Annotated in this window: 9 protein-coding genes; 7 read left to right on the forward strand and 2 right to left on the reverse strand. The window is 69.4% G+C overall.

Annotated features, from left to right (window positions below; all coding sequences use genetic code 11):
• Together HUW62_RS42595 and HUW62_RS42600 are read right to left on the reverse strand one after the other, a co-directional pair.
• A partial coding sequence (locus HUW62_RS42595) for an RNA polymerase sigma factor (RefSeq protein ID WP_176437698.1) occupies positions 1 to 342 on the reverse strand: 342 nt, incomplete at its 3' end.
• 103 nt (positions 343 to 445) lie between these two features.
• Complete coding sequence (locus tag HUW62_RS42600) at positions 446 to 1,642, reverse strand: metallophosphoesterase (protein WP_163864641.1); 1,197 nt, start codon at positions 1,640 to 1,642, stop codon at positions 446 to 448.
• Positions 1,643 to 1,805: 163 nt separating this feature from the next.
• Here HUW62_RS42600 and HUW62_RS42605 point away from each other — a divergent pair, with 163 nt between their 5' ends.
• The 7 genes from HUW62_RS42605 to HUW62_RS42635 form a co-directional block, all read left to right on the forward strand.
• Positions 1,806 to 2,303 carry an FKBP-type peptidyl-prolyl cis-trans isomerase gene (locus HUW62_RS42605; protein WP_163864642.1) on the forward strand — a complete coding sequence of 166 codons (498 nt, stop codon included), beginning with the start codon at positions 1,806 to 1,808 and terminating at the stop codon, positions 2,301 to 2,303.
• Positions 2,304 to 2,525: 222 nt separating this feature from the next.
• Positions 2,526 to 3,638 (forward strand): cyclic nucleotide-binding domain-containing protein, encoded by a 1,113-nt coding sequence (locus HUW62_RS42610; RefSeq protein ID WP_240356278.1) that lies wholly within the window; start codon positions 2,526 to 2,528, stop codon positions 3,636 to 3,638.
• Positions 3,639 to 3,738: 100 nt separating this feature from the next.
• Positions 3,739 to 4,218 (forward strand): hypothetical protein, encoded by a 480-nt coding sequence (locus tag HUW62_RS42615; RefSeq protein WP_163864644.1) that lies wholly within the window; start codon positions 3,739 to 3,741, stop codon positions 4,216 to 4,218.
• 2 nt (positions 4,219 to 4,220) lie between these two features.
• Complete coding sequence (locus HUW62_RS42620) at positions 4,221 to 4,994, forward strand: hypothetical protein (RefSeq protein ID WP_217911874.1); 774 nt, start codon at positions 4,221 to 4,223, stop codon at positions 4,992 to 4,994.
• Entirely contained in the window at positions 4,991 to 5,746 is a 756-nt protein-coding gene (locus HUW62_RS42625) for a hypothetical protein (protein WP_217911875.1), read from the forward strand. Before HUW62_RS42620 ends, HUW62_RS42625 begins: the two co-directional genes overlap by 4 nt.
• A gap of 471 nt (positions 5,747 to 6,217) precedes the next feature.
• A complete protein-coding gene (gene fusA, locus HUW62_RS42630) occupies positions 6,218 to 8,323 on the forward strand; it encodes an elongation factor G (protein ID WP_163864645.1) in 2,106 nt (701 codons plus the stop codon).
• A 301-nt stretch (positions 8,324 to 8,624) separates the two neighbouring features.
• The coding region (locus HUW62_RS42635) for a DEAD/DEAH box helicase (RefSeq protein ID WP_176437697.1) at positions 8,625 to 9,846 on the forward strand (1,222 nt) is incomplete at its 3' end.

A 9,846-nucleotide genomic window follows, 5' to 3' on the forward strand; every position in this document is an offset into this window, starting at 1 on the left:
GGGGTCCCCAGAAGGCGGGGGCGCGGATGTGGGGGCGCCTGTGCCCACGCCCGAGGAGTAGGCCTCCACATGCTGGCGATGACGCAGGGAATCGCGCGCGGCGTTGGCGGCGATGGTCATCAGCCAGGGGACAAAGCGGGTTCCGGGCTCGTAGCGCCCCCGGGCTCGGATGACGGATAGGAAGGTGGTCTGCAAGAGGTCCTCGGCGAGCGAGCCGTCGCGAACCATGCGCGTCAGAAAGCCCTGCACGCGGCCGGAGTGGCGCGCGAAGAGGGCCTCGAAGGCGTCTGGTGCTCCGTCGCAGAACCGTTCCATGAGCTCTTCGTCCGAGGGACTCCCCATCACCCGGCTCATGGACGGCCCGCCCTGAAATATGTTTCCAGCCTGGAACGCGCGCGCTCCACGCCACCCAACCCGCCGGAATCACGGATGATGTCGCGCGTGCTCACCCGGGCTGAAGCACCAGCCGCGCGATTTCCGGCGGAGCGGCCACGCGCATCGGCGGCCCGACGAAACCACAGCCCCGGCTGACGTAGATATGAGAGTCGCCCGTGCGGCTGAGTCCCGCGTTGCGTTGTCCCCAGATGGCGTCGGCCATGAGGTTGCCAGGGAACATCTGCCCGCCGTGGGTATGGCCGGAAACCTGGAGTCCCACCCCCCGCCGGGCGACCTCGTCGAAGTTGGACGGCTGGTGTGCCAGGAGGACGGAGGCCCGGTCCGGATTCACGCCTCGCAGCGCCGCGTCCAAATCGTACCCGGGCTCGCCCATCCGGGCCGCGCTCCAGTCGTCCACCCCGGCCAGGGTGAAGGACGCACCCGTCTCGCCGATGTCCACGGCGCGGTTGCGCAGCACGGTGATGCCCAGTCGCTCCAGGTAGGCCACCCATGACGATGCGCCAGAATAGTAGTCATGGTTGCCGGTGACGAAGAACACTCCGTGCCGGGCACGCAGCGCGCCGAAGCCCGCGACGTACGCACCCAGGCTCTCCACGCTCCCATCCACCAGGTCTCCGGTGATGGCGATGACGTCCGGCTTCAGGGCATTGGTGCGCGCCACCAGCTCGTCCACGAAGTGTCGCTGGAGGACATCTCCGATGTGGATGTCGGTGAGCTGCACCAGGGAGAACCCATCCAGGGCCCGGGGCAGCCGGGGCAGCCGCACCGGGATGTCGCGCACGTCGGGCGGGTGGAAGGCGCGCCACGCGCCGAAGGTGCTCACGCCGGCGCCCGCGAGCCCCGCGCCCACGGCCAGTCCTCCGGTGAGGATGGCCCGGCGCTCGGGGGAGGGCGGTTGTGCGGGCGGCTCGGGAGCTGGCGTGGTGCGTCGCGTGCGCCACCGGACGACGGCGCGCAGGACGAGCTCCACGGCGAGCGTGAAGAGGAGCAGGTACAGCACCAGCCCCATCCACACGAGCAGGCCGATTCCGACGATTCGCCCCAGCTCGGAGGGGAACAGGCCGCCGAGGAACCTGAAGCCGACGGCCCCCAGGAAGCCGAAGCCGAACAGGACCTGGGCGCCGAGCCGCAGCCCGCGCCGGGCCGTCTGGTCGCGCACGAGCCGGCGGTAGAGGTAGACGTGCGCGGTCGCCATCACCGCGAGGACCGGGACGAAGAACAGGAGGAGGCTGAGCCAGCGTGGCATCGTGCTCCTGCATAGCGGAAGCGTGCCGGGGGCGCCCGTGCAATTCGCCCTGGGGCCTTGTCGGCAGGCAGGCGGTCACGCTTCTGCTTTCGTGAGGGGGCGCTCCAGGGCAGGCTGGGAGCCCGTTCATCGCCGGACTCCGGCACTCCTTCCCGAGGCCTCCATGTTTCGCTCCCTGCTGCTCTGCGCCGCCCTGATGCTTCCCCTCGCCGGCTGCGACAGCGATGAAGTCGACACGCCGCCGCCGGACACGGGCAACCCGGACAATGGCGACCCCACCAAGGTGACGTACGCGGAGAGCCTGAACGTGGACCTGGCGGCGATGACTCGCAGCTCCAGCGGCCTCTACACCCAGGACCTGGGGGAGCCGGGCGCGGGTGACGTGGCCACCGCGGGCAAGCGCGTCTACGTGCACTACACGGGCTGGTTGCCGGACGGGAAGAAGTTCGACTCGTCCGCGGGCAAGTCCCCCATCGACTTCACCCTGGGCCAGGGGTCCGTCATCGACGGGTGGGACCAGGGCATCGTGGGCATGCGGGTGGGTGGCAAGCGCCGGCTCGTCATCCCGTCCTCGCTCGGGTACGGGGCGCAGGGCAGCTCGGGCGCCATTCCGCCGTACTCGGTGCTCGTCTTCGACACGGAGCTCATCCTCGTCCGCTGACGAGGGGCTCCTCGCCGTCCTGGATTCTTCGGGGGCCGGCGAGGGGTGATATAGGCGGCGCACGTCTGCCGGGACGTCGGGGCCCTCGGGTAGGGTCGCCGATGTGGGGGTTTCATCTCCCGGCCAGGGGGACGCGCAATGTCAGGGTCCGAGGCGGAAGTGCCCGAGTCGAACGGGGAGAGAGCCGGTGCGGAGGGAACGCTCCAGGCGCTGCAATCCCTGATGGGGCTGGAGTCGGCCGCGACGGCGGCCAGGCTCTACGAGGAGCTGGGGTCGGCGCAGCGGGAGCGCCTGCTGCGCGACGCGACGGCGACGCCTCCAGAAGTGCGCAAGCAACTGGCGGAGGTGCTGCGGTGGGCGCGGGACTTCTCCGGCGCCGCGCGGCTCCTGGTGGGCTGCGGCGAGGATTCGCGGATGGCGGCGCTCTATGTCCAGGGCGGCCAGTACGTGGACGCGGCGGAGGCCTGGCTGCGTGCGGGTGAAGCGGACCGGGCCGCCGCCGCCTTCGAGCGCGGCGGCGCGCTGGAGCGGGCGCTGGATGTCTACCGGGGCCTGGGCGCTCGCGAGCCGGTGGCGCAGTGCCTGGTCCGCCTCGGACGTCCGTTCGAGGCGGCGCTCATCTACCGCGAGCTGGGCCAACCCCACGCCGAGGTGGAGGCGCTGGGCAGCGTGCCAGCGGGAGATGGTCGGCACGTGGAGTCGGTGCTGCGCATGTGCATGTTGCTGGACGCGGAGGGCTTCACGCGCAGGGCGCTGGCGCTGCTCGCGGACACGATGCGGGGATCCGAGGTTGCTCGAGCCGACCCCGCGCTGGCCGCGGAGAAGGCGCGCCTCTTGCGCCGCATGGGCATGGACGCGGAGGCGGAGGCCGTCATCGCGCGGCTGCCTTCCCAGAGCTCGTCGCCCGAGGCCAACGGCTACGGGTACCTCAAGGCGATTCCCATCTTCGGCGAGCTGTCGCTGGACGACATGAAGGACCTGTATCGCGTGGCGCGACAGGTGCTCATCCCCGCGGGTGCGGTGGTGCTGGAGAAGGGCGCCGCGGGCGTGGGCCTCTTCGTGTTGCTGGAGGGCACCGTGGATGTCTTCAGCGGCACGGAGGACGACGCGCGCCGGCTCAACACGCTCGGGCCCGGGGCGTATCTGGGAGAAATCTCGCTGGTCCAGGACGCGCCCGTGTCCGCCCGCGTCAAGGCGCGCACGTCCGTCCGCGCGCTGCGCATCACCCGCGCCGGCTTCCAGCACTACCTGGACACGCACGAGGCCGCCGCGCTGCGCATCTACCGGCTCTTCACCCAGAACCTCGCCGCGCGTGTACGGGCTCTCAGCACCTGAGAGACACCTCCGTCGGTAGGGTTGACGTCGGACAATCTTGCGTCAGAAGCAGGACACTTCGAAACTCGCGGATGTCGTTATCTTCAAGGAGAAGTTCCGCATGTCTTCGAAGTTCGCGTTCGCCGCCGTGGCCCTGCTGTCGATGTCCGCTTTCGCCGAAGAGGACCTGAAGCCCGCGCAGGAGGAGGCCAAGGCCTCGTTCGAGGAGCAGATCGCCGAGCCGTTGAAGGAGGCCAACGACAAGTGCGGCACGAAGCTCGCCGTGAAGACGGACTTCCAGAACTTCAAGCCGGAGGACTGGCCGAGCACGAGCTTCAGTTCCTACTGTGAAGCGGCGATCGACGGGGTGACGGCGATGTGTGAGCGCCCCGCGTACAAGAAGGCCATCTTGAAGAAGGTCACCGCCGTGTCGTGCCTGTTCAGCGGCGTGAAGCCCGCGGACAAGAAGGACACCAGCGTCAACGGGGCGACGCAGCAGAACCTTTCGCTGGAGAAGGGCACGCTCACGTACCACATGTCGAAGGACCACACGAACATCACGGACAACGCCAAGGCCGTGCTCGAGAAGGCGCTGAACTGACCATGGCGCGGAGGCTGGCGGTGATGTTCGCGCTGCTCCTGGCCCATGCGGCCGTGGCGGCGGAGTCCCTGGAGGCCCTTTCGCACAAGGTCTATCGGGGCAAGGACGGACAGACGTTGGAGGTCGTCACGCTGGCTCCCCGCGAGTCGGCGGCGGCGGTGCTCCAGCTTCGAGGCGCCGATTCCGAACATGACGGCCTCGCGGTGCGCTGCGAGGTCCGGACCACCCGCGCCGGTGTCGACTACGTGGCCCGTCATCGCGGCTCGACCTGGGTCCTGGCGACCGAGCGTGAGAGCGGTGTCTACGAGGTCTTCGTGCCGGGCAAGCCCGCCTTCCGCGTGCGGTTCAATCAAGAGGCGACGGATGCCGCGTCCGCCTCCGAGGTCCTCACGGCGCACACCCTGCAACGTGAGTCCGGGCGGGTCGCGGCCTTCGAGAAGAAGGCGTGGCCCTATCTGGAGAAGAAGTACACCGCGCGCGCCGAAGAGGCCCTGACGGCGCTGCGCGGAGCCTGTGGCACGTCGGCGAGCTTCACCTTCGACTGGAAGACCTTCGATGACGAGGTGATGGCCGATGTGGACGTCTGGGCGGCTTGCGCGCCGCTCTTCACCCAGGCGCGGAAACGTTGTGCCGCGCTGAAGGAAGTCACCGCGTTGACGTGTCGTTACGGACCCGCGCTCGCGCTGGAGCGCAGCGGCTCCACGCTCATCTTCACCACGGTCCGCGATGGCGCGGCCACCGGGGCGGCGTTTCTCGGCGGGAGGCTTGGACGATGAAGCGACACGCGGTGGTGATGGCTTGTCTGGTGTCGACGGTGGCGGTGGCGAAGCCGCCGGCGACGCTCGCGGACCTCCAGACCCTGGCCTCTCAGCAGGCCTGGGCGGAGCTGCTGGAGCGCGCGGAGGATGTCCCCCCCGCGACGCGCACGGATGCATGGCGAGGCCTGGTCACGGAGGCCGCGACGGCGGAGGTCGAAGCCGTCACGCCCACGGACAAGGAGCCGTTCGCCGCCGCGCGCAAGGCGCACACCCTGGGCCAGCGGTATGCCTTCCTCGCCAAGGCCCCGGCCTACGCCACCGTGCGTGACGCGAGCGCGGTGAAGGGGCTGGAGCGCTGCCTCGCGAAGGACGGGCGCGACTGTGTCGAAACGTACCAACAGCTCGCGGTGGGCACGGGGCCTGAGTCCGCGCTGAAGGCCGCCCGGCTCGTGAAGCAGGGCCACTTCGCGTACGTGGCGATGCCGCTCTTCGCCCTGGCGGTGGGGGAGCGCAAGGACTCCGAAGCCTGCAAGGACGAGGCGCTCGGAGTGACGGTGCTCGCGGCGTTGGATCTGCCCAAGGACGACGCTCGCGCGGCGGAGGCGAGGAAGGTGGCCTTCGAGCGCTGTTGGGCGGCGCTGGGCGCGAAGCTCAAGGCGGCCACGGTTGGCGCCTCCTCCTACTTCCTGGAGAACACCTGCCAGCCCATGCGTGCTCGCAAGGCCCTCACCGAGCTGCAGGACGAGCTGTGCAAGGACGCGGAACTCTGAGCTGAGAACCGGACCGGCGCGCGGCGATGCGCATCGCTCGCCCGCGTTGCGCCCGGCTGCTTCACGGAACATCCAGGGCCGTGAGTTGACAATGGCTGTCGTCTGTCTTAACTCATACGCATCATGAGGCCCGTCTCCTTCACTGCCCTGCTGATTGCGCGCTTCCCCGCGCCGGCGGCGGACGTGTGCCTTTCCCCCCGTCACGAGGTTCTGCTCGACATTTGAGCAGGCGGGCCGGAGTCCTTCCTGCGCGCGGGTCGCTGGTTCCCGCGTGTCGTGAAGCCCGGTTCCGCCCTGGCTCCGTCTGAGTCGTCGTGTGTCCTCACGCGTCCCTGAGCGGGCCTTTCGAGCCCCTCCGGCACGTCGCGCGTGCGTGCGCCCGACGGCTCCACGCCCGTCGTGTCTCCAACCGGCTCCTCAATCATTTTCCAACCCGCGGGCCTCGCTGCCCGACGGGAACAGGAGTCCTTCATGTCCCGCAGCACTCGCATCGAGCGGTATCGCAACATCGGCATCATGGCGCACATCGACGCGGGCAAGACGACGCTCACCGAGCGCGTCCTGTTCTTCACCGGTCGCATCCACTCCACGGGAGAAGTCCATGACGGCTCCACGGAGATGGACTGGCTGCCGCAGGAGAAGCAGCGCGGCATCACCATCACCTCCGCGGCCACCACCGCGTTCTGGTCTCCTCGTCACGGCCCCTCCTCGGGCACGCCCCATCGCATCAACATCCTGGACACGCCGGGACATGTGGACTTCACCATCGAGGTGGAGCGCTCCCTGCGCGTGCTGGACGGCGCGGTGGCCGTGTTCGACGCGAGCCAGGGCGTGGAGCCCCAGTCGGAGGCGGTGTGGCGTCAGGCGGACCGCTACGGGGTCCCGCGCATCGCCTTCATCAACAAGATGGACAAGGTGGGCGCGGACTTCGTCATGAGCCTGGAGTCCATCCGTGAGCGCCTGGGCGCTCGCGCCGTGGCGGTGCAGTGGCCGCTCGGCGGGGAGTCGGAGTTCCGGGGCCTCGTGGACCTGGTGCGCATGAAGACGCTCCGCTTCGACGGCGAGGGCGGTGAGTACCAGGAGGAGGAGTCCGTGCCGGAGGAGGCACGGAAGCAGGTGGAGACGCTGCGCCTGCGGCTCATCGAAGCGGCGGCGGACGTGGACGACGGAGTCATGGAGAAGTTCGTGGACGGGCGGCTGGACGCCATCACGGGAGAGGACCTGTCGCGGGCGCTTCGCGCGGGGACGCTGTCGCGCACGCTGGTGCCGGTGCTCGCCGGCTCGGCGTTCAAGAAGAAGGGAGTGCAGATGCTGCTGGACGCCGTCGTCGACTACCTGCCCGCGCCCTCGGACCTTCCGGCGGTGGAGGGACTCGTTCCGGGCACGGAGCAACGTGCCTTCCGCGGGCCTTCCGACGACAGTCCTCCGGCCGCGCTGGTGTTCAAGATGATGAGTGACAAGAACGTGGGCAACATCGTCTTCCTGCGTGTCTATTCAGGCACGTTGCGCGCGGGCACCGTCCTGCTGAATCCCGCCACGGGCAAGCGGGAGCGCGTGGGTCGGCTGATGTTCATGCATGCCAATCGCAGGGAGGAGGTCTCGGAAGTCCATGCGGGAGATATCGCGGCGGCGCTCGGCCTGAAGAACGTGCGCACGGGAGACACGCTGAGCGACCCCGAGGCACCGGTGGTGCTGGAGTCGCTCGGCTTCCCGGAGCCCGTGGTGCACCTCGCCGTGGAGGCGAAGTCGCCCGCGGAGCTGCCGAAGCTGGAAGAGGGCCTGCATCGACTGGCGGCGGAGGACCCGTCGCTGCGAGTGGGCGTGGACCCGGAGAGCGGCCAGGTGCTGCTGTCCGGAATGGGTGAGCTTCACCTGGAGGTGGTCGTGGACCGACTGAGGACGGAGTACGGCGTGGAGGCGCGCGTGGGACAGCCCAAGGTGGCCTACCGCGACACGCTCAAGCGCGCCGTGCGTCAGGAGTACCGGCACGTCCGTCAGACGGGCGGTCCCGGACAGTATGCGCGCGTGGTGCTGGACGTGGCTCCAGCGGCGCGAGGCGCGGGGCTCGTCTTCGTGGACGACACGAAGGGCGGCACCATTCCGAGGGAGCTGGTGCCCGCCATCCAGAAGGGTGTGGCGGGGGCCATGGAGCGCGGCGTGCGGGACGGCGTGGCGCTCGTCGACGTGGAGGTCCGACTGGTGGATGGAGATACGCACGTGCGCGACTCCACCCCTCAGGCGTTCGCCATGGCGGGCTCCCTGGCGCTCCAGGAGGCGGTGCGGCGGGTGGGCGTGCAGGTGCTGGAGCCGGTGATGGACGTGGAAGTCACCACGCCCGAGGAGTACGTGGGCGAGGTGTTGGGAGACCTGGCCTCACGGCGAGGTCGGGTGCTGGGGATGGAGACGCGGGGAAATGCCCGGGTGGTGTCCGCGCGGGTGCCCATGGCCAGCCTCTTCGGCTACGTGACGGGCTTGCGGGGCAGGACGCAGGGCCGTGCCCAGGCGAGCATGCGGTTGGGGACCTATGAGCCCCTGCCTGATGTGCTCCAGGCGTCACTGCCAGAAGCGCGGGCATGACGGATGGTGAAGAGGGCCCCGGGGCTGGATGCCTCGGGGCCCTCCTCGTTCGCACGACACTCCACAAAGCGGCTGTCAAGGGCTCGATTTCACGGGACATCCGTCCCGGGAGAGGGCAGGGTCCGCGGCCGAATGCGTGGAATGGGCGGGAGGACCCCCCTGTTCTCCGACATTCTCAAGCGGGTCGGCCGGCCGGGCCGGACCGCGCACCGCCAGGTGCCCTCGGGTTTGAACTCGATTGGGCTCGCTGCGCGGGCTTCCTTGCCTGGCGAGGAAGCAGACTCACTTCGACTAGGAATCCATGACTTTCGACGAATTGCAGCTTCACGACACCCTCCTGCGCGCGGTCAAGGCGGAGGGGTACACCACTCCTACGCCCATCCAGATGAAGGCGATTCCACACGCCCTGGCTGGGAAGGACGTGCTCGGCGTGGCCCAGACGGGTACGGGGAAGACGGCGGCGTTCGCGCTGCCGATTCTCCAGCGACTGTCCGCCAAGGCGCCGTCCGGGGGCGCGCGTCCCGTGCGTTGCCTGGTGCTCACTCCCACGCGAGAGCTCGCGGGGCAGGTGAGCGAGAGCTTCGCGACGTACGGCAAGAACCTGCCGCTGCGCCACGCGGTGATTTTCGGCGGCGTGGGCCAGGGCGCGCAGGTGCAGGCACTCAAGAGCGGCGTGGATGTGCTGGTGGCGACGCCTGGCCGCCTGCTCGACTTGATGGACCAGGGCTACGTGTCGCTGCGCTCGCTCGAGGTGTTCGTGCTCGACGAGGCGGACCGCATGCTCGACATGGGCTTCATCCATGACGTGCGCAAGGTCATCAAGGCGCTGCCCTCGAAGCGGCAGACGCTCTTCTTCAGCGCGACGATGCCGCCGGAGATTGTGGACCTGTCGCGCAACATCCTCACGGACCCCATCCGCGTGGAGGTGACGCCGGTCTCCAGCACGGCGGAGACGGTTGCTCAGCAGGTGTACTTCGTGGAGCGCGAGCAGAAGCGCGGCTTGCTCACGCACCTCTTGAAGGACGGCAAGATTGAGCGGGCGCTGGTCTTCACGCGCACCAAGCACGGCGCCAACCGGGTGGCCAAGCAGCTCGAGGGCTCCGGAGTCACGGCCGCCGCGATTCACGGCAACAAGAGCCAGAACGCGCGTGAGCGCGCGCTGGACGACTTCCGCAACGGCTCGCTCCGGGTGCTGGTGGCCACGGACATCGCGGCGCGCGGCATCGACATCGACGGGTTGAGCTTCGTCGTCAACTACGACCTGCCCAACGTGCCGGAGCAGTACGTGCACCGCATCGGCCGCACGGGCCGCGCGGGCGCGACGGGCACCGCGGTGTCCTTCTGCGACGGCGAGGAGCGCGCGTACCTGCGCGACATCGAGCGGACCATCCGCCGCAGCGTGCCGGTGGTGGAGGAGCATCCGTACCGCTCGGGCCTCGCGGCGCCGCGTCCTGGGGCCTCGGCCTCGGTGGACGAGCCTGTCGCGCGGAGCTCGAACGGCGGTGGGCAGTCGAGGGGCGGGC

Source organism: Myxococcus sp. AM011 (assembly GCF_013372595.1).
In the GTDB taxonomy this organism is placed as follows: Bacteria; Myxococcota; Myxococcia; order Myxococcales; family Myxococcaceae; genus Myxococcus; species Myxococcus eversor.